This window comes from Mycolicibacterium sp. SMGY-1XX (genome assembly GCF_059132455.1).
In genome coordinates, this window is the sequence record NZ_CP101139.1 from 3,415,791 (window position 1) to 3,436,892 (window position 21,102).

Annotated in this window: 10 protein-coding genes and 1 pseudogene; 9 read left to right on the forward strand and 2 right to left on the reverse strand. The window is 67.9% G+C overall.

Annotation, left to right across the window (positions count from 1 at the left end):
• Positions 1-5: 5 nt before the first annotated feature.
• The 5 genes and pseudogenes from NL241_RS16690 to NL241_RS16710 form a co-directional block, all read left to right on the forward strand.
• A pseudogene (locus tag NL241_RS16690) lies at positions 6-3,114 on the forward strand (type I polyketide synthase); the annotation flags it as partial.
• Between the two features lie 57 nt (positions 3,115-3,171).
• The gene (locus NL241_RS16695) at positions 3,172-5,382 is read left to right on the forward strand and encodes a beta-ketoacyl reductase (RefSeq protein WP_494398324.1); all 2,211 of its coding nucleotides are present in this window, start codon (positions 3,172-3,174) and stop codon (positions 5,380-5,382) included.
• The gene (locus NL241_RS16700) at positions 5,382-10,772 is read left to right on the forward strand and encodes a type I polyketide synthase (RefSeq protein ID WP_494398125.1); all 5,391 of its coding nucleotides are present in this window, start codon (positions 5,382-5,384) and stop codon (positions 10,770-10,772) included. The genes NL241_RS16695 and NL241_RS16700 overlap by 1 nt, the downstream gene beginning before the upstream one ends.
• On the forward strand, positions 10,769-15,205 hold the full coding sequence (locus tag NL241_RS16705; protein ID WP_494398126.1) for a type I polyketide synthase: 4,437 nt from the start codon (positions 10,769-10,771) through the stop codon (positions 15,203-15,205). The genes NL241_RS16700 and NL241_RS16705 overlap by 4 nt, the downstream gene beginning before the upstream one ends.
• A gap of 22 nt (positions 15,206-15,227) precedes the next feature.
• The gene (locus tag NL241_RS16710) at positions 15,228-16,499 is read left to right on the forward strand and encodes a phthiocerol/phthiodiolone dimycocerosyl transferase family protein (protein ID WP_494398127.1); all 1,272 of its coding nucleotides are present in this window, start codon (positions 15,228-15,230) and stop codon (positions 16,497-16,499) included.
• Here the strand turns inward: NL241_RS16710 and NL241_RS16715 are convergent.
• A complete protein-coding gene (locus NL241_RS16715; RefSeq protein WP_494398128.1) occupies positions 16,492-17,322 on the reverse strand; it encodes a class I SAM-dependent methyltransferase in 831 nt (276 codons plus the stop codon). The genes NL241_RS16710 and NL241_RS16715 overlap by 8 nt on opposite strands.
• Positions 17,323-17,405: 83 nt before the next feature.
• Between NL241_RS16715 and NL241_RS16720 the strand changes: the two genes are divergently transcribed.
• Genes NL241_RS16720 through NL241_RS16730 form a run of 3 tightly spaced genes read left to right on the forward strand, consistent with a single transcriptional unit; the run spans position 17,406 to position 19,341 of the window.
• A complete protein-coding gene (locus tag NL241_RS16720) occupies positions 17,406-18,089 on the forward strand; it encodes a flavodoxin family protein (protein ID WP_494398129.1) in 684 nt (227 codons plus the stop codon).
• Between the two features lie 12 nt (positions 18,090-18,101).
• The gene (locus NL241_RS16725) at positions 18,102-18,605 is read left to right on the forward strand and encodes a DUF2505 domain-containing protein (RefSeq protein ID WP_487695936.1); all 504 of its coding nucleotides are present in this window, start codon (positions 18,102-18,104) and stop codon (positions 18,603-18,605) included.
• A complete protein-coding gene (locus NL241_RS16730; RefSeq protein ID WP_487695935.1) occupies positions 18,598-19,341 on the forward strand; it encodes a nitroreductase family protein in 744 nt (247 codons plus the stop codon). The genes NL241_RS16725 and NL241_RS16730 overlap by 8 nt, the downstream gene beginning before the upstream one ends.
• A gap of 4 nt (positions 19,342-19,345) precedes the next feature.
• On the opposite strand, the gene NL241_RS16735 is transcribed toward NL241_RS16730, so the two are convergent.
• The gene (locus NL241_RS16735) at positions 19,346-20,176 is read right to left on the reverse strand and encodes an SDR family oxidoreductase (protein ID WP_494398130.1); all 831 of its coding nucleotides are present in this window, start codon (positions 20,174-20,176) and stop codon (positions 19,346-19,348) included.
• 136 nt (positions 20,177-20,312) lie between these two features.
• Here NL241_RS16735 and NL241_RS16740 point away from each other — a divergent pair, with 136 nt between their 5' ends.
• Entirely contained in the window at positions 20,313-21,098 is a 786-nt protein-coding gene (locus tag NL241_RS16740) for an alpha/beta hydrolase (RefSeq protein ID WP_487695951.1), read from the forward strand.
• Positions 21,099-21,102 lie beyond the last annotated feature (4 nt).

The following is a 21,102-nucleotide window of genomic DNA, read 5'->3' on the forward strand; positions in this document are numbered from 1 at the left end:
TGGGCATGGCCGCTGCATCGTTGGATCGTCGGGCGATTGTCACTGAGGCGTTGAAGAAGATCGATGACTTGAGTGCGCGGTTGGAGATTGCCGAGCGCGGTGATGTCGAGCCGATCGCCGTGGTGGGGATGGGTTGTCGTTTTCCGGGTGGGGCCGATTCGCCGGAGCAGTTCTGGCAGTTGTTGCGTGATGGCGGCAGTGGGATTGTGCGGGTGCCGGAGCAGCGGTGGGACGCCGACGCCTTCTACTCGTCGGATCACACGGTGCCGGGGACGATCTGTACGCGTGAGGGCGGGTTTTTGACGTCGTGGCAGCCGGATGAGTTCGATGCGGAGTTTTTCGGGATGTCGCCGCGGGAGGCGGCGGGGATGGATCCTCAGCAGCGGTTGTTGTTGGAGGTGGCGTGGGAGGCGTTGGAGGATGCGGGGATCACCGCGCACGCCATCCGCGGCTCGCAGACATCGGTGTTCGTCGGCCTCACCACGTACGACTACGCGGTGTTGGCGGCTGATCATCGGGCCGAACGCGGAGATGTGGACCCCTACATCACCTTTGGTAATGCGTCGAATTTCGCGGCGGGTCGGTTGTCGTATTTCTTGGGGGTGCATGGGCCGGCGGTGGTGATCGACACGGCGTGTTCGTCGTCGTTGGTGGCGGTGCATTTGGCATGTCAGAGTTTGCGGCGCCGGGAAAGCGATCAGGCCCTGGCGGCAGGGGTCAATTTGTTGTTGACGCCGGAGGGCAGCATCGCGTGTTCGCGGTGGGGGATGTTGGCGCCGGATGGGTTGTGTAAGACCTTTGATGCTGCTGCTGATGGGTATGTGCGCAGTGAGGGTTGTGGGGTGGTGGTGCTGAAGCGTCTCAGTGATGCTGTGCGCGATGGGGATTCGGTGTTGGCGGTGGTGCGGGGGTCGGCGGTCAATCAGGATGGGCCCAGTAGTGGGCAGACGGTGCCCAGTGGGCCGGCGCAGCAGGCGGTGGTGCGGGCGGCGTTGGCGGCGTCGCGGTTGGGGCCTGGGGATATTGATGTGGTGGAGGCTCATGGTACGGGTACGGCGTTGGGTGATCCGATTGAGTTGGATGCGTTGAGTGCGGTTTTTGGTGAGCGTGGGGGTGCGGCGCCGTTGGTGGTGGGGTCGGTGAAGACCAATGTGGGGCATTTGGAGTCGGCGGCGGGGATTGCGGGGTTTATCAAGGCGGTGTTGAGTGTGCGGGCTGGGGTGGTGCCGGCGCATTTGCATTTCAAGCGGTTGACGCCGCATGCGGGGGTGGGGGCGTCGCGGTTGCAGGTGGCGGCGCGGGAGATGGTGTGGCCTGCGGTGGGGCGGGTGCGGCGGGCTGGGGTGTCGTCGTTTGGGGTCAGTGGCACCAATGCTCATGTGGTGGTGGAGCAGGCTCCGGTGCAGGTTTGTGAGCCGGGTGCGGTGGGGGATCCGGTGGTGTGTTCGTTGGTGGTGTCGGGTAAGACTCCGGAGCGGGTGGCTTCGACGGCGGCGATGTTGGCGCGGTGGTTGGGGGGCAGGGTTCGGCGGTGTCGTTGGGGGATGTGGCGCATACGTTGAATTTTCATCGGACTCGGCATAAGTGGGTTGCTGCGGTGTGTGCTCGTGATCGGGGTGCTGCGGTGGCGGGGTTGCAGGCGTTGGGTGGGGGTTTTCGGGGCCGGGTGTGGTGGCGGCGTCGCCGGTGGTGGGGTCGGGGTCGGGCACGGTGTTTGTGTATTCGGGTCAGGGTTCGCAGTGGGCGGGGATGGGGGCGCGGTTGTTGGTGGAGGAGCCGGGGTTTGCGGCTGCGGTGGCGCAGTTGGAGCCGGTGTTCGTCGAGCAGGTCGGCTTCTCCCTGCACGAAATCCTCCGCAACGGCGAACACGTGGTCGGTATCGAACGCATCCAGCCGGTGCTGGTCGGTGTCCAGTTGGCGTTGACGGCGTTGTGGCGGTCTTACGGGGTGGAACCCGATGCGGTGATGGGGCATTCGATGGGTGAGGTGACCGCGGCGGTGGTGTGCGGAGCCCTGTCGGTCGCCGATGGACTCAAGGTCATCGCCACCCGCTCCCGGCTCATGTCCCGACTCGCCGGCCAAGGCGCGATGGCGTTACTGGAACTGGAGGCCGACGCCGTGGCGCAGTTGATCGCCGAATACCCGGATGTGACGCTGGCGGTGCACGCCTCGCCGCATCAGACCGTGGTCGCCGGGCCGCCCGAGCAGGTGGACGCCGTGATCGCCGCGGTGGACCAGCAGGGTCGCCTGGCGCGGCGCATCGAGGTCGACGTCGCGTCTCACCATCCGACCGTTGATCCGATCCTTCCCGAATTGCGCAGCGCTCTGGCCGATCTCACTCCGGCAACCCCGACCATCCCGTTCATCTCCACCGTCGGCGGGCCCGGCCACCGCCCGGCGTTCGACGCCGACTACTGGGTCGACAACCTACGCACACCCGTGCAGTTCAGCCAGGCGGTGACCAGCGCCGCCACCGAGCACACCACGTTCGTCGAGATCAGCCCCCACCCGCTGCTCACGTACGCGATCGACGACACGCTGGCCTCGTTGTCCACGGAGGAGTTCGTGGTCACGTCGGCGCTGAAGCGGGTGGAGGACGAAACCCTGTTCTTCCGAGCTCAACTCGCCGCGCTGGGAATCATCCCGGCGGAGGGCGGGCGGTTCGTGGACATGCCGTCGGCGCCATGGCAGCACTCGCGTTACTGGATCCAGGAACGGCCGGCCGATCACCGGATGGCGGCCGAGCACCCGTTGCTCGGGGCGCACATCGAGATGCTGTCCGGCCGTGACCACATGTGGCAGACCGAGATCGGACCGGACATGATGCCGTGGCTGTCGGCCCACAAGCTCTACGGGCAGACCGTACTGTCGGCGGAGAGCGTCACCGAGCTGGCCCTGGCTGCCGGCTGCGAGGCTCTCGGCCGGGCAGCCGAAGCCGTACGGGTGACCGGGCTGGAAGTGGAACAGCCGCTTGTTCTGGAGGGCCGCCTGCAGATCACCACGCAGCTCTCCTGCGGGGACGACGGTCGCAGCCGGGTGGAGATCCACGCCCGTTCGGCAGGCGGCGACTGGCGCCGGCATGCGGTGGCACACGTCGATGTCGGGAGCCCCGTCGAGCAACCGGCGACGGAATCCGCTGACTCCGCTGCATTCTCGCAGAAGGCCATTGCCTTGTCCGGCATCATCGACCATGCGCGTTATCGCATTCATCCCGCGATGCTGGACGCGGCGTTGCAGTGTCTCGTCGACGCCGCCTCGGCGTCGGACCCCGGGGCGGTGACCTCGCCCTGGCTGCCGTTGGCGGTGGCAGAGACCCGGGTGTACGGCGAGGTCGGTCTGCGGGCGCACTGCCGCGCCGAGCTCTCAGAACGCCAGGACGGTGACGGCGTTCGCCGGGGCCGGATCCAACTCACCGACGACGCCGGAACCGTGACCGCGGAACTACGCGGCGTCGAGTTGCGCCGGGTGGACCCGGCGTCGGTGTCGCTGCCGTTGGGCCAGAAGCTCTTCGACACCGCCTGGGAGGAATGTCCTCCGGCGGTCGAAACCGGCGGGGATCTGTCGGCCGACGCAACCGGGAGCTGGCTGGTACTGGTAGACGACACGACGGATTACACGCGGGACTTCGTGGCACGGTTCAGCTCACCGACCAGGCGGGTGCTCACCGAGAAACTGGCGGATGAGTCGGCGGTACTGGCGGCCATCGCGAAAGCCGGGGCTGATCCGGAACTTCCGGCCACCGGCATGATCGTCCTCGTCGGCGAGCGGTCGTTCGACAGCACCGACCCTGACGGGGCGCTCGGCCGCGCGCAGGACCTGGTCTGGTCCGTCTCGGCGGCGGCGCGGGCGGCCTTCGAGCACTTCCGTGACACGCCGCCACGGCTGTGGCTGATCACCCGGAACGGTCTCGCGGCGGGCAGTGGGGAGGCCGGCGATCCCGCCGCCGGCGCGTTGAAGGGCCTGATCCGCAACTGGCGCTTCCCCGGGGAGGCGGCTCGTTTCCTGGCGGGCGAACCGGATCTGAGCGCCACCCTCGTCGACCTCGACGGCGCGGAGGACCCGGTTGCGGCCCTCGCCGATGAATTGACGTTCCCGGCCGGCGACGATGTGATCGCCCGGCGCGCAGGGCGCCGCTACGTCGAACGGCTCACGCGCGCGCCAGGGGAGCCGCCCGAAGCGGGTGCACGTGTTCGGGCGGACGGCTCCTACCTGGTCACCGGCGGCCTCGGCGGCCTGGGGATGGTCGTCGCGCGCTGGCTCGTTGCCCGCGGTGCGGGGCGGCTCGTCCTCAACGGCCGGTCCGAGCCCACGGAGGCTCAACGCACCGTCCTGGCCGAGCTCGCCGACCGGGCCCAGATCGTCTTCGTGGCAGGGGATATCGCGACGGCCGGTGTGGCGGAGCGGTTGATCGCCGCCGCGGAGGAGACCGGCCTGCCGCTGCGGGGCGTGGTGCATGCGGCGGGCGTCACCGGCGACGGGATCGTCGCCGCGGTCACGAAGGAGGACCTGGAGCGGGTGTGGGCGCCCAAGGTGGCCGGTGCCTTGCGGTTGCACGCGGCGACGGCAGGCCGGGCGCTCGACTGGTGGGTCGGGTTCTCGTCCATGGCGTCGCTGCTGGGCTTGCCCGGTCAGTTGGCTTACACCACCGCCAATGCCTGGCTCGACGCACTGGCGACGTGGCGGCGTGCGCAGGGGTCGCCTGCCACCGCGATCGGCTGGGGCCAGTGGTCGGATGTGGGGATGAGCCGCGCGCTCACCTACAGCGTGCTCGACCCGATCACACCCGTTGAAGGCACCGAGGCGCTGGACTCACTGGTGGGGGGCCACCTCACCCGCGTCGGGGTGGGCCGGATGCGCCTGGACCGCGCCATCGCCGCCAATCCGGAGTTCCGCGATCTCGGCTACTTCGAAAGGGTGGTCGCCGAATTCGACGCCACCGTGGCCGAGCGCTCGGCGGCCGACGATCCGGACCGGTCGGTGGCAACGCTGCAGGACTGGTCGGAGATTGCCCCCGATGCCATGGCCGGCGAGCTGACCACGCGGATCCGGACCATCCTGGCGCGCGAGCTCCGCATGCCGGCATCCGCGGTCGACGTGGACCGGCCGTTCCCGGAGCTGGGACTCGACTCGATGATGGCGATGGCAGTGCTGAAAGAGACGCAGAAGGCGGCGGGGATCGACCTGTCGGCGTCGATGTTGTGGAACCATCCGACGGTTTCGCTGCTGGCGGCCTACCTGGCGGAAGAGCTTGCCCCACAACGGACAGAGCAGGTGAGCCCCCCTGACGAGGATCTGATGCTCGACTCGGCAGACAGCGTGTTGGACGAGCTGTTCGACAGCGTGGAATCGGCTTCGGCACATAGCGAGAGCGGTAGCTTCTGATGAAAACGATCTTCAACAGGGTGTCGGCCATGACCGCCGACCAACGCACCGCGCTCAACGAACAGTTCGTCAAGGCCTCCCGCATCGCGACGGCCGAGCCCATCGCGGTGGTGGGAATCGGCTGCCGGTTCCCCGGTGGTGTGGTGGGCCCGGAGTCGTACTGGCGGTTGCTGGCCGACGGTGTGGACGCGGTGAGCGAGATTCCGCCCGATCGCTGGAACGCCGACGAGTTCTACGACGCCGACACCTTGGCGCCGGGCCGGATGGCATCGAAGTGGGGCGGCTTCCTGCCCGACGTGGACGGTTTTGATGCCGAGTACTTCGGGATCTCGCCGCGCGAGGCCGAAGCGATGGATCCTCAGCAGCGCGTGATGCTGGAAGTGGCGTGGGAGGCCCTGGAGCACGCCGGGATCGCGACCGAAGAACTGTCCGGGCTTCGGGCCGCGGTCATGATGGGTGTGTATTACACCGAGTACCAAGGTATCTCGGCGGCCAATCCGGACAGCATCGATGCCTATTCGGCCACCGGCAACGCGCATTCCGTCGGGGTTGGACGCATCGCCTACCTGCTGGGATTGCGCGGCCCGGCGGTGGCGGTGGATTCGGCGTGTTCCTCGTCGCTGGTCACCGTTCACCTGGCGTGCCAGAGCCTGCGCCTGCGTGAGAGTGACCTGGCGCTGGCGGGTGGGGTCAGCCTCATCCTGCGCCCGGAAACGCAGATCGCGATGTCGAAGTGGGGAATGCTCTCGCCCCGCGGTCGGTGCCACAGCTTCGACGCGGGCGCGGACGGGTTCGTGCGGGGTGAGGGCGCGGGAGTGGTGGTGCTCAAGCGGCTCACCGACGCGGTGCGCGACGGGGACCGGGTGTTGGCGGTGGTCCGGGGATCGGCGGTCAACCAGGATGGCCGCTCCAACGGCCTGACGGCTCCGAACTCGATCGCCCAGCGCGACGTGATCACCAGGACGCTGCGCAGTGCCGATGTGACACCCGCGTCCGTCAACTACATCGAGGCGCACGGAACCGGTACCGCACTGGGCGATCCGATCGAGTTCGAAGCACTGGCCGACACTTACGGGCGAGGGGAGGCCCGATGTGCGCTGGGTGCGGTGAAAACCAACATCGGTCACCTGGAGGCCGCCGCCGGAATCGCCGGGTTCATCAAAGCCGCGTTGGCAGTGCAGCGCGCCCACATACCGCCCAATCTGAACTTCTCGCAGTGGAATCCGGCCATCGACCCGTCGCAGACCCGGTTGTTCGTTCCCACGGACCTGACCGCCTGGCCCGCAACCGAAGGGCCCCGGCGGGCCGCTGTGTCGTCGTTCGGTCTCGGTGGAACCAACGCGCACGTGGTCATCGAGCAGGGCCCGGATCCAGCTCCGGCGGCCCCGGAAAACCCGGCGCGCCCGTCGATCACCACACTGGTGGTCTCGGGTAAGACCGACGAGCGGGTCGCGGCGTCGGCGGCGGCTCTGGCCGACTGGCTGGAGGACGCCGGTGCGTCGCTGCCGCTGGGCGAGGTCGCCCACACCCTGAACCACCACCGCCCCCGGCAGTTCCGGATCGCCACCGTCTGCGCCGCCGACCACCTGCAAGCGGTGGCCGGGTTGCGGGCACTGGCGGCCGGTCGGCCCGCGCCCGGAGTCGTGGCCACTCATCAGAGCGTGACGGGGCCGGGGACGGTCTTCCTGTATTCCGGCCAGGGTTCGCAGTGGGCGGGTATGGGCAGGGAACTTCTGGCATCCGAGCCGGCTTTCGCGACGGCGGTGGACGAGCTGGAACCGGTGTTCGTCGACAAGGTCGGGTTCTCGCTGCGGCAGGTGCTGACCTCCGGACAGCCGGTGCACGGTATCGAACGCATCCAGCCGGTGCTGGTGGGCATGCAGTTGGCGTTGACGGCGCTGTGGCGGTCCTACGGCGTGGAACCGGATGCGGTGATCGGACATTCGATGGGGGAGGTGGCTGCGGCGGTGGTGGCCGGTGCGCTGACTCCTGCGGACGGGCTCACGGTGATCGCCACGCGGTCGCGGTTGATGTCCCGGCTGGCCGGTCAGGGCGCCATGGCGCTGCTGGAGTTGGACGCCGACGCCACCGCGACGTTGATCGCCGACTACCCCGATGTCGGGGTCGCGGTGTACGCCGCACCCGAGCAGACCGTCATCGCGGGCCCACCGGATCAGGTCGACGCGGTGGTGGCGTTGGTGGACGCGCGGGGCCGGTTGGCGCGGCGGGTCGAGGTGGACGTCGCCTCGCACCATCCCACCGTCGACCCCATCCTGCCGGAGTTGCGCGCCGCGCTGTCCGGGTTGATGCCGTCGCCGCCGAAGATCCCGCTGTTCAGCACCGTTGCGACGCTCAACGGATCGGCACCGGCCTTCGACGCCGACTACTGGGTCAACAATCTCCGCAGCCCCGTTCGGTTCACCCAGGCGGTGACCGCCGCCGCCGACACTCACGCCACGTTCATCGAGGTCAGTCCACATCCGCTGCTACGGCATGCCATCGACGGGAATCTGGCCGCGGTCAGCTCGAGTGGCCAGGTATGGGTGGGCGCAACATTGAACAGGGATCATCCGGAAGCCCTGACGTTCCACACCAACCTGGCCGGGGTGCGGCAGCTTGACGAAAACAGCTGCAGCGCAACACGACTGGCGGACCTGCCGCCGACGCCGTGGCTGCACGCCAAGTACTGGGCGACCCCCACCGCCGCGAATCGGCAGTCGGCGACTGCACATCCGCTGCTGGGAACTCACGTGGAGATGCCGTCCGGTCGTGACCACGTCTGGCGTGGTGATGTCGGTACGCAGCTCATCCCGTGGCTGGCCGACCACAAGGTGCACGGCCAGGCCTGTCTGCCCGCCACCGGTTTCACCGAGATGGCGCTGGCGGCCGGCTGTGAAGCGCTCGACCTGCCCGCGACCGCCCTCACGGTGCGCCGCGTCGAGGTCGAACAGATGCTGCGCCTCGACGACAGCACGGAAGTCACGACTCAGCTCACGACATCCGATGACGGCGAGATCCGGGTGGAGATCCACTCCCGCACCGCCGACCGCAACTGGCATCGGCATGCCGTGGCCCGAATCGAGATCGGTGCGCCCGAGAAGCCCACCGAATCAACACCTCCCGACGGCGAAGGCACTGCCGTCTCGCCGGCCGATCTCTACGCCGCGCTGCGTCGCACCGGTCTGCACCACGGGCACGCGTTCGCGGGGCTGACCCGGGTGGTGCGCAAGCCGTCGGGAACATCGGAGGTCGAGATCGTCCTGCCCGACGAGGCGACACCGCACCGCAGCTACCGGCTCCATCCGGTGATGCTCGATGTGGCGCTGCAGGGCCTGGCCGCGGCGCTGCCCGCCGAGTCGTTGGCGGAATCGAGTGAGGCCACGTATCTGCCGGTCGCGATCGAAAGTGTCCGTGTGTTCGGTGACATCGGTAGACGGGCGCGGTGCCGTGCCGTCGTGACCGAACTCGACGGTGACGGCGCCGGCAAGCTCGGCCGTGTGCTGCTGATGGACGACGCGGGCAACCCGACGGCCGAACTGACCGGGATCTATCTGCAGCGGGTGCAGCGCCGCACCGTGCCACTGCCGTTGGCGCAGAAGGTGTTCGACACCACCTGGGTGCCGGTCACCCCCGCCGCGGAGTCCGAGCCCGCCGAAGGCAGCTGGCTGCTGCTCGCCGAGGGCGCCGAGTCCGCGACAAGGGCGGAGGCCTTCGCCGGCCGACTGCGCTCACCGGCGCGACGGGTGATCAGCGCCGACCTGTCCGACGAGTCCGCGGTGAAAGAGGCCTTCGCGCAGGCAGCGGGGGAGCCGCAACTCCCTCCGGTCGGCGTGATCGTCTTCACCGATCAGCACCCGTTCGACGGTGCCGACTCCGAGGCGGCCGTCATCCGCGGGCGCGACCTCGCCTGGAACGTCGCCGCGACCGTGCGGGCGATCGTCGGCGGCTGGCACGGCAAGTCGCCGCGACTGTGGCTGGCATCCCGGAACGGCCTGACCCCCGGCGCCGGTGAGCTGGGCGATCCCACGATCGTGGCGCTCAAGGGGCTGGTCCGGGTACTGGCCTATGAACACCCCGACCTGCGCACCACCGTGGTCGATCTGGATTCGGCGGACGACACGTCGTTGGCCACCGAGCTCGGAATCGCCGGGGGTGACGACGTGGTGGCCTGGCGGCAGGGACGCCGGTTCGCTGAACGCCTCGAGCGGGCCGATCTCGTGGCAGCCACTCCCGTTGTCCGCACTGACGGCGCCTACATCATCACGGGTGGCCTGGGCGGTATCGGCCTCGTGGTCGCGCGCCGGCTCGTCGAACACGGCGCGGGGCGGGTGGTCCTGAGTGGGCGATCCGCGCCGTCGGACGAGCAGCAGGCAGTCCTCGACGAACTGGGAGAGCGTTCGCAGCTCACGGTCGTCACCGGGGACATCGCGGTGCCCGGGGTGGCCGAGAAGCTGGTTGCGGCGGCTGAGGAGTCGGGGCTGGCGTTGCGCGGGGTGGTGCACAGTGCGGCCGTGATCGACGATCAGATCGTCGTCGGCCTCGGCCGGGAGAACCTGGAGCGCGTATGGGCGCCCAAGGCCACCGGTGCGCTGCGGTTGCACGCCGCCACCGCCGATCGTGAGCTCGACTGGTGGGTCGGCTTTTCCTCGACGTCCTCATTGCTCGGGGCGCCCGGCCAGGTGGCCTACGCCTGTGCCAGCGCCTGGCTCGACGGCCTGGTGGCGTGGCGACGGGCCCGCGGCCTGCCCGCGACCACGATTAACTGGGGCCAGTGGTCCGAGATCGGTGTCGCCCGCGCACTGACGTTCAGTGCCCTCGACCCGATCTCTCCCGCCGAGGGGATCGAGGCGCTCGATGCGGTACTGGCCGCCGGCGTCACCCAGATCGGGGTGGCCCGGCTGCGACTGGATCGAGTGGCGGCCGCGTTCCCGGAACTGCGCGATCTGGGCTATTTCGCCCTCCTCGCCGAGGAACTGGAGGACGACACCGACGACGACTGGGCGGGCCCGGACGCGTTGCGGGAACTCGATGCCGGCGACGCCGAGCGTGTGGTGTCGACGCGGCTGGGTGCACGGGTGATGGCCGTGATGGGGTATCCCAAGGGCAGCCCGATGGACACCGGCCAGCCGTTGACCGAGCTGGGGATGGATTCTTTGATGGCGGTGCGGATCCGCAACACGGTGCGGGCCGACTTCGGGGTCGAGCCGCCGGTCGCGCTGCTGTTACAGGGTGCCTCGCTGACGGACCTGACGGCTGATCTCATCCGTCAGCTCGGCTTGAACACCCAGGCCAGGCCAGACAGCGCGGAGGGCCTCCGCGCCCGAGCTCAGAAGCGTGCCGCCGCGCGGCAGCGAGCCGCGACGCGGCGGAAGGTGGGGGACCGAGCGTGACCAACAGCAGCGGAGCAACCGCATCACGGGCAGAAGCATTGCCGGACAACGCGATCGCGGTGATCGGCATGGCGGGGCGGTTCCCCGGAGCCGACACGGTGTCGGCATTCTGGGACAACCTCCGCCGCGGTGAGGAATCGATCACCACCTTGTCGGAGGCCGAACTCGTGGCCTCCGGGGTCAGCGCGAAATCGCTGGCGAATCCGGCATATGTGCGACGGGCCGCGCTGGTCGACGGTATCGACGAATTCGACGCCGAGGCATTCGGTTTCACCCCGCAGGCCGCGCGGATGATGGATCCGCAGCACCGTCTGTTCCTGCAGTGTGCCTGGCATGCCCTGGAAGACTCCGGTTACGAACCCGGGACTCTCGACGGTTCGGTCGGTGTGTACGCCACGAGCACCACCAGCGGCTACCTGCTGCACAACCTCATATCGCATCATGACCCGAACGCCATCATCGGCGAGGGGGTCACCTTCGATATGGTCAATCTGTCGTTGCAGAACGACAAGGACTACCTGGCGACCCGGGTGGCTCACCAGTTCAACCTGCGCGGTCCTGCGATGTCGGTGCAGACAGCGTGTTCGTCGGCGTTGGTCGCCGTTCATCTGGCCTGCCAGAGCATCCTCAACGGTGAGTCCGAGATGGCTCTGGCCGGTGGTGCATCCCTGCGCATTCCGCACCGTGTCGGCTACTTCCACGCCGCGGGCTCGATGGTGTCGGCGACCGGGCACTGCCGCCCGTTCGACGTCCGTGCCGATGGCACCATCTTCGCCAGTGGCGCCGGCGTGGTTGTGCTGAAGTCGCTGGAGGCGGCGATCGAGGACGGCGACCGGATCCACGCGGTGATCCGTGGTTCGGCGCTGAACAACGACGGCTCGGCGAAAATGACCTACGCTGCGCCCAGCGCCGCCAGTCAAGCGGACGTCATCGCCGAGGCGCACGCCATCGCCGATATCGACGCCTCGAGCGTGAGCTACGTCGAAACGCACGGAACCGCCACACCGCTGGGTGACCCGATCGAGATCGAAGGCCTGCGCCAGGCGTTCGACCTCGCCGAGAACGAACGACCCGGACCGTGTTATCTGGGTTCGGTCAAGTCCAACATCGGGCACCTCGAGTCGGCCGCGGGAATCGCGAGTCTGATCAAGGTCATCCTCTGCCTCAAACACCGGGCGATCCCGGCCACCCTGCACTACACCAGCCCCAATCCCGAATTGCACCTGGAGCAAGGACCGTTCGTCGTCCGCAACGAGTACGGACCGTGGGTCTGGGACGGCATCCGGCGCGCCGGGGTGAGTTCGTTCGGCGTGGGCGGCACCAACGCTCACGTTGTCTTGGAAGAGGCTCCACCGGCGCCGGTGGCGGCAGCGCCGTCGGGGCCACAGGTGCTGCTGCTGTCAGCGCGTTCCCCCGAAAGCCTGCAACAGTCACGTGCGTCGATGGCCGCCGCGCTGTCGAGCCCGGATGCACCCGCGCTGCCTGATGTGGCTTACACGCTGCAACGCCGGCGGACCGAAAGCGTCCGGCTGGCGGCGGTTGCCACCGACCTGGACGGTGCCGCGACGGTGCTGGCCGCAGCCGAGCACGACAACGTGGTGCTCGGCGCATCGGTGTCAGACGGCGACGACGCGGACCGGGTGGTGCTGCTGTTCCCGGGCCAGGGTGCTCAGCACGTCGGAATGGCCCGTGGTCTCTACGAATCCGAGCCGGTGTTCGCCGCGCACTTCGATGAGTGTGCCGCGGGTTTCAACGCTGAACTGGGTATCGATCTGCGCGCCGAGATCTTCGACGGCACCGCACGGAACCTGGAACGCACCGACCGCACCCAGCCCGCGCTGTTCACCGTCGAATACGCTCTGGCTCAGCTGTTCTTTAGTTACGGCGTGCGACCGGCGGCCATGGCAGGGCACAGCATCGGTGAGTATGCGGCCGCCGCCATCGCAGGGGTTTTCGACCTCGCGACGGCAACCAAGGCGGTGTCGATGCGGGCCCGGCTGATGCACTCCGCACCGCGCGGGGTCATGGTGGCGGTGGCGCTCAGTGCCGACGCCGTCGCCGAATACCTCGCAGAGGATGTTGACCTCGCCACCGTGAACGACCCGGGCGGTTGCGTCGTTGCCGGCGCCGAGGAGAGCATCCGTGCGTTTCAGGCGCGGCTCGCCGACGCGGGAATCACCGCCCGGCGGGTGCGCACCTCCCACGCCTTCCACTCGCGGTTGATGGAACCGGTGCTTCCCGAATTCACCGGCTTCATGTCCCGCCTGACACTGCGCGAACCGCAGGTACCACTGCTGTCCAATCTCACCGGAACGTGGTTGGCGCCGGGGGAGGCGACCAACCCCGCGACGTGGGCACGTCAGATCCGCCAAACCGTCCGGTTCTCCGACGAACTCGGTGCGCTGCTGACGCACCCGGGCCGGGTGTTCGTGGAGGTGGGTCCCGGCGGAACCCTGACGGCGTCGGCGATGCGTCACCCGAAATGGGCGGACGGGCACCGTGCCATCAGGCTCATGCGCCACCACGCCCAGAACCGGGACGACCGGGACGCGTTCCTGCTGGCGATGGGGCAGCTCTGGACCGCGGGCATCGATGTCGACTGGACACCGCTGCGCGGTGAGTATCAACCGCAGCTCACCACACTTCCGGGCTATCCTTTTGCGCGGCAGCGTCATTGGGTCGATCCCGTGCCGGCCACCGAACGGGCGAGGACTCACGCCCCGGTCAACGGCGCGGAGCTCCCGGCCTCCGGCGCAGCCGCCCCCACCACCAACGGCGCCGTCAACGGCAGCTCGCCGATCGAAACCACGCTGGGCCGCGTCTTCTCCCAGTGCCTCGGCGTGGCCTCTGTCGACCGCACCGCGAATTTCTTCGAGATCGGCGGGGACTCCCTGGTCGCCATCAGTGTGGCGATGGCGGCCACTCACGAAGGTCTGGATCTCACCCCGCAGGACATCTACGAGAACCCGACCGTCTCCTCGTTGTCCAAGACCCTGACCGCCCGGTACGCGGCGGGCGGGCTGGCGCGCCGATCCTGGAACGACGCGGCTGACCCGCCGCTTCCGCCGAACGTCGACGCGTTCCTCGAACGCGGGGTGCAGGAGCGGGGGCAATGGCGCATGCCGGTGATCCTGCGGTTGCGCCCGGACGTGCGTGCAGAGGACGTGACGGCGGTGCTGACAGCTGTCACCAATCACCATGATGCGCTGCGACTCCGGATCACCCGGCAGGCGGGAACCTGGGAGCAGCACATCGATGCGCCGCGGGAGGCCGTCGAACCGGCCACCAGGGCGCTACCCGGTGGCCTCCTGCCCGGAAGTCCGGAGGAACGCCAGGCGGTACTCGACATCTGCCGCGGACAGATCGCCGAGCAGGAGATGGCGAACCCTCCGCTGGCGGCCACCTACGTCACCGGTGAGGCGGATGGCCCGAGTTACCTGGCCCTCAGCGTGCACGGCATCGCAGGCGACGACACCTCGCGAGACGTTCTGCTCACCGACATCTTCACCGCGTTCGGACAACGCCTGGCCGGCAACGACATCGAACTGCAACCCGTTGCCACGCAATGGGGTGAATGGTCTGCGCGGTGCGCTGCGCTGGCCACCCATCCCGCGGTGGTGGACAGCCGCGACTTCTGGTTGGAGACCGCAACCGCGCCCGATGTGAGCGTGGCCGGCAGCGAGGCCTCCGAACCGCCCGCGGCCGGCGATCTCACCCGCCTGTCGACCTCGTTGAGCGTCGGCGACACCAGCGAGATCGATGACACCCGGCGTCGACTCGGGTTGACGATCGACGATATCCTGCTGGCCGCGCTCAGCCGGGCGATCGCGGCCACCGTCGGCGAAGGCACTGTTGCGGTGGACCTTTCGGGGGCGGGACGAGCGGTACTGCGCCCCGATGTCGATCTTCGCCGAACGGTCGGCTGGCTCAGCACGGTCTACCCAGTCGCTCTCAGGTGCGCGAAACCCGACGACACCACAGCCCGGCAGCAGCTCGACGGTGTGCACGAGGCGCTGAACGCGGTGCCGCACTACGGAATCGGCTACGGTCTGCTGCGCCACCTCTATGCACCGACGGCACGGATCCTCGGTGCGGCGCGCCCCGCTGAGGTCTTCTACTCGAATGTGGGCACGATTCCGGATCTGTCGCTGCTGGCCTCCGACGATGCTCCGGTCCTGTTCGACAGCGATATGGAGTCGCAGGTGCGCGAGGCCGTCCCCGGCCTCGGTCATGCCGTGGAGCTTCGGGTGTACCGCTCGGGTGGCAGGCTGCACGTGGACTGGTGGTATGACACCCGCCGGGTCGACTCGGCGACGGCGACCTCGCTGGCCGACGAATTCGCGGCCGCGGTGACCACCCTGATCCAGGAGGCGAACGCCGAAGACGAACTGAATTCCGCCCGTGAGGATCTGGCCCTCGTCGAGCTGTCGTAAGCCAAGGCAAAAGGAGAGGCAGATGGGCAGCAACGGCTTTCCCTCGGCGGTCATTCGCAAACTGGCCAACAGTGAGGAGATGCTCGCCGAGACCCACAACTTCGTGGGGCTGGGCGCCGAGGTGAAGGGCCCGGTGGATCTCGAGGCCCTGTCGGCGGCCTACGACGCGCTGCTCGAAGCGCGTCCGGTGCTGACCGCCCGGCTCGAGCGCGGCGACGACGGGCGTCATCAGTTGGTCGCGGACGACCTCCTGCCCGAGGGCCTCGAGGTGGTGGAACTGCACGACCCGGCGGCCGAGGAACCGCCGCTGCACTTCGACCAGTACACGGCGCTGGTCCATCTGCGGGTGACCGTCCGCGGCGGCCAGGCGCGCCCCACCCTCTATGTCCACCACAGCCTCGCTGACGGCCACCACATGTACACCCTGATCGAGGAGTTGCTGTCGTATTACACCGATCTGGTGGTCAGCGGAAGCATCCGTCGGCTCACCGTCGAGTCCGCCCCGGAGTCCGTCGAGGCGATACTTGCCGAGCGGGGTATCCACAAGCAGAAGCGCTCGGGCATCGAACGATTCATGCCTGCGGTGTTCGCCTATGACCTGCCGCCGTCCCGGCGCGCCACCACAGGTGTCAAATCACCGTCACCCGTGCGTGTTCCGATCGTCTCGTGCCAGCTGAGCGAGCAGCACACCGACAGCATCGTCGCACTCTGCCGTGCGCAGGGAATCGGCCTGACCGCGATGCTCTCTGCTGTCATCGTGAAAGCGGAGTGGCAACTGCGTGGGGCGGCGACCATCCCCGTTCCCCTGATCTACACGGTCGACCTACGGTATTTCCTGTCCCCGCCGGTGTCCGCGACGGGCTGCACCAACCCGGTGGGACTGGCGACCTATCTGGCCGAGATCGACCGCAGGACAGATGTGGTCGAGCTCGCGCGCGATATCGCCCAGACCTTCAAATCCGACCTCGCCGACGGGGTGATACAGCAGTCGCGGCTCCACTTCAGCCCGCAGTATGTCGGCAATGCGCCCGGGTTGCCGGACGTGGTGCTGCTGTCCGACAACGGTCTGGTGCCGCCGTTGCGCACGCCGCCCGATCTGGAAGTGATCAGCACGCACGGTGAGTTGTACTTCGACGTCAACGACGGTATCGAGATTTACTTCACCCAGATCTATGCCGGGCAGTTGAATGTCGAATATCACTCGTACGGCCCGCAGCCCGAACGATCGGTGGCCGCCATCCACACTCTGCTGTGCGAACTGGCCCAGCAGCACGCGCCCAGTGGTGTCAGGTGACGGGGCCGAAGGCGTAGCGGTGGTACTGCAGCGCCCGACGCAGCGGCGGCACAACCCGGACCAGCCGGCCCGCCATGCGGAAGCCCGCCGAGGTCCGGCGGAACGTCGGGGTATCGAAAAAGGTCTCGGCGGCCAGCAGGCGCAGTTCGGCCACCTGGTCCAGGATGTCGGCGGGACCGTTGACGGCCCAGTGCAGTGTCGAACCCGATTGCCGCTGCAGCTTGTGGGTTCTCTGCGACCGGACCGTGAGCCAGTTGTAGAAGTCGATCTGGATCTCGCCCGCCCCGAATCGGTCGACAACGTGTTGCAGCAAGGCAATTCCATCGGTTTCGGTCAGGTACATGCTGATGCCTTCGGCCAACAGCAGCACCGGGCCGTCGACCGGGATCTCGTCGAGCCAGGACGGGTCGGTGGCCGACGTCGCGACCAGATGGTAACTGGGGCGGGTCGGGTAGAGCCGTTTACGCAGCGCGATCACGTCCGGGTAGTCGACGTCGTACCACTGCACATCCGGGTGGGGATCCAGCCGGAACACCCGGCTGTCCAGGCCGCATCCCAGGTGGATCACGGTGGCCCGCGGGTGCGCGGCCAGGAACTGCGCCGCCCAGATGTCGTATTGAGCGGTGCGCACCGTCACCAGTGGTGTCCACCGGTCCGCGACTTTCAGCCCGTCCCAGTCGAAATCGATGCGGTCCACGGTCTCCCTGGCGAACCTGTCGCCCAGAACAGGCTGTTTCGACCCGGCATCGCGTGCCTTGCAGTACAGGGTCGTGAGCATGGTCTGTGCGGGCCCGGTGAGGTCGACGGAAACTCTGCCAGTCACGTACGGAGCCTAACCCGCGAACGGCGGCAAGGTCGCCGATACAGCGCACCACAGCACAGAATTCGACGGAAGGGGTGGATCGGATGACGGAAACGACCAGCGGCACGGAGGGGAAGCGGTCACCGAGGGTCCTGCTGCTCTACTACAGCTACACGGGACAGTCGCAGAAGGTTCTCGAGACAGCGGGCGAGGTGTTCCGCGAGCGGGGGTGTGAGGTCTGCCCCGCCCCGATCGAGTTCACCGATCAGCGTTATGCCGATCGGTTCTCCCGCTTTCCGATGCGACGGGTCTGGCCCGACATGCTCAGCGTGTTACCGGCACAGAAGCGCGGCGAAACCGGCGAGATCCGCACTCCGGATGCGGTGCGGGACAACGACTACGACCTGATCTGCATCGGATCCCCGACATGGTGGGAGACCGTGAGCCTGCCGATGCGGTCCTTCCTGAAATCCGACGAGGCGAAAAAGCTGCTGCAGGACAAGCCTTTCGCCGTGTTCGTCGTCTGCCGTCAGTACTGGCGCGAGAACCTCATGTCGGTGCGCGAACTCGCCGAGCAGCAGGGGGGTCGGTATGTCGACGAGATCCACTTCACCTACCCCGGTGACCCGGTTCGATCCATGTTGTCGCTCACGAGCTACCTGGGCAGCGGGGAGTACCGGCAGAAGTATCTGGGCGTCCGGATTCCGAGCACCAACGTCCAGCCGGAGCAGCTGGGGGAGACACGCAAGTTCGCCGGTGCCCTCGCTGATCGCCTGTTCGGCACCTAGGGCCGGCCGCCGATGCCCAGCTCCTTCGACCTCTCGTTCGACTCACCGGCCAGCGTGGAACAGATCCACTCGGCTTTCGGCGATGAGGATTACTGGCAGGCCCGCATCGCGGCCTTCGGCGGCGCCAAGGCGCTGCGCTCGCTGGTCGTCGATCCCGACGGCACCGTCACCGTGACCATCACCGAAGACCTGCGGCGAGGCATGCTGCCAGGCATCCTTGCGCACGTGTACCGCGGTGACCTCAACGTCGTGAGCACCGAGCGGTGGTCCCCGTCCGGCGACGGTCAGATCAGTGGAACCATCAGCGTTGCGGCCACCGGTGCACCGGGATCGGGTTATGGTGCAGCGATGCTGTCACCGTCGCCAGAAGGCTCCACCCTTTCACTGTCGGCGACCGTGGAATTCGCAGTGCCGTTGGTGGGCAGTCGAATCGAGAAATACGTCGCGCGGCAGTTCGCCGACGGGCTCGATCAGATCCAGCGCTTCACGACCTCCTGGATCGGTGCGCATGCCTGACGCGCAGCCGCACACGTCCTCTGCCTCCGTGCGGGGGCCGGCGGAAGCGCTGGCCGGGCTCGACATGTCGTTGGCGGAGGCCATGATGACGCAGCGGGCGGTGCGCCGGGTCCTGCCCGATCCGGTCGACGACGCCCTGGTGCTGAAATGCATCGAACTCGCGCTGCGCGCACCCACCGGCAACGATGGGCAGATCTGGGAGTTCGTTGTGGTCAAGGATGTCCGGGTCAAGGAAAAGCTCGCCAGGCGTTACCGGCAGGCCTGGCGAATCCAGCGCGGTGTGGTGCTGCGCCGCGCTCTCGCCCAGGACGAGTCCATGGCCAAGATCGCGCGCTCGATCCAATGGCAGGTCGATCACTTCACCGAGATCCCGGTGCTGGTGGTGGCATGCCTGCGCCTGGGCGCCCGCGACGGGCGCCTGCCGGTCGTGCGGATGCCGCACGTGGCGGAGTCGGCGTACTGGGGATCGATCTATCCGAGCGTGCAGAACCTGCTCTTGGCGGCGCGCGCCATGGGGCTGGGCGCGTCGCTGATCACCCTGCCGTTGTGGAGTCAGGTCTCGGCCCGCCGGGTTCTGGGCCTGCCGCCGTCGGTGACACCGTGCTGCATCGTGCCGCTGGGCTGGCCGCGCGGCCGCTACGGGCCCACCACCCGGAAACCGGTCGAGCAGGTGGTCCATCGCGATGCCTACGGAAACCGCGCCTGGCTCGCGAGGTTCGAGCGTCCGCTCCGATAGGCTTTCAGGGGGCCAGGCGCGACAACGTGATGCGCTCCCACATCCGGTCGGTGAGCAGCGTCTGCGCCAGTACCGTGGCGTGGCCGGACAAACCGACGACGTAGCGGGGTTTCGGATTCTTGGCCTGGATCACCCGCATGACGACGCGGGCGACGGTGTCGGCATCGACCATGACACCGGGCGCCTTGGTCAACGCCAGCGCCGCGTCGTCGTAACGACGCTTGAACTCGCCGTAGGGATCATCGTCTGGGTACCAACGGGTTTCCTTGAGCTGGGCTTCGACGAACCGGGTGCGCACCCCGGTCGGGTCGATCAACACGACGCGGACACCGAACTGCTTCAGCTCGGCGCTCAGCGCGAGCGACAGCGCTTCCAGACCGTACTTGCTGATGTGATAAGCACCCGCACCCGGTGAGGTGAACCGCCCACCGGTACTGCCGATGTTGACGATGATGCCGGATCCGCGGGCCCGCATCGTGGGTAGGACGGCCTGCGAAAGGTGCAGTGGCCCAACCACATGGGTCTCGAAGAGACTACGGAGATCGTCGAGCGAGACCTGCTCGAGCGGGCTTCGCAGCGGGAACCCGGCGCTGTTGACCAGGACGTCGCAACCGCCGAACTCACCGTTGATCTCGTCGGCGAGCTGGTTGACCGCAGCCTCGTCGGTGATGTCGAGCGCGCGGGCCTGACATCCCCGGGCGCGGAGGTCCTCGAGCGCAGCGGGATTGCGCCCGACCGCGAACACCAGGTAGTCCTTGGCCTGCAACCGGTACGCGGTGGCCTCGCCGATACCGCTCGTCGCACCCGTGACCAGCGCGACGGGTTGGGATTTCATCGGATCAGGGCTCCTCGCAACGGTTTCGGTCAACCATTGCACAGACCGAGGCCGCGTGAAACCCGAAACCGAACCTTCGGACGCCCGTTCCGTGTTAATTTTGCGATTCCGTCGGAGCACAAGGGAAAACGTGCCAATGCTCGAGGTGATCGACCGGGGCGCTGTCAGCCGATCTCACCCTGTCCCATTGCTCTTCGTCCACGGCGCCTGGCACGCGGCCTGGTGCTGGGACCAGCACTTTCTGAGCTTCTTCGCCGGCAGAGGGTACCGGGCGCTGGCGCTCAGTCTGCGGGGCCACGGAGGCAGTCCGGCCGACAAACCGCTGCGGAGGTGCTCGGTCGCCGACTTCGCCGACGATGTCGGGGCGGTGGCCAACAGTCTTCCCACGGCACCGGTGATCATCGGTCACTCCATGGGCGGACTCATCGTGCAGAAATACCTGGAGTCCAACCACGCGCCCGCCGGTGTGTTGATGTCCTCCATGCCGCCGCAGGGCAACCTCGGATCGACGATGCGGTGGATACGGCATCACCCTTGGCATTTCGTCAAAATGACGGCCACCGGCAAAGCCCTGCCGTACATCAGCACTCCACCTCTGGCGCGTGAGCGGTTCTTCTCCGCGCACACTCCGGAATCGGACGTGGCGCAGTATGCGGCCAGGCTCCAGGAGGACAGCGCACGTGTGGGCCTCGACTGCCTCGTGCTGAGCTTGCCCAGGCCCGACCGAGTGACCACACCGCTGTTGGTCCTGGGCGCCGAGGACGACGGCGCCCACACCCGGAAGGAAGTGCTCGCCACCGCGCGGGCGTATCGCACCGAAGCCGAGTTCTTCCCGGACATGGGACACAACATGATGCTCGAGCCCGGCTGGGACGCGGTGGCTGCGCGGATCGACGGCTGGCTCGGCAACCGCGGATTGTGAGGAT

Bases quoted from the DNA above. Each gene is read 5' to 3' on its own strand.
- NL241_RS16700 (WP_494398125.1), top strand. From the start codon at position 5,382: ATGAAAACGATCTTCAACAGGGTGTCGGCCATGACCGCCGACCAACGC.
- NL241_RS16710 (WP_494398127.1), top strand. From the start codon at position 15,228: ATGGGCAGCAACGGCTTTCCCTCGGCGGTCATTCGCAAACTGGCCAAC.
- NL241_RS16720 (WP_494398129.1), top strand. From the start codon at position 17,406: ATGACGGAAACGACCAGCGGCACGGAGGGGAAGCGGTCACCGAGGGTC.
- NL241_RS16725 (WP_487695936.1), top strand. From the start codon at position 18,102: ATGCCCAGCTCCTTCGACCTCTCGTTCGACTCACCGGCCAGCGTGGAA.
- NL241_RS16730 (WP_487695935.1), top strand. From the start codon at position 18,598: ATGCCTGACGCGCAGCCGCACACGTCCTCTGCCTCCGTGCGGGGGCCG.
- NL241_RS16735 (WP_494398130.1), bottom strand. From the start codon at position 20,176: ATGAAATCCCAACCCGTCGCGCTGGTCACGGGTGCGACGAGCGGTATC.
- NL241_RS16740 (WP_487695951.1), top strand. From the start codon at position 20,313: ATGCTCGAGGTGATCGACCGGGGCGCTGTCAGCCGATCTCACCCTGTC.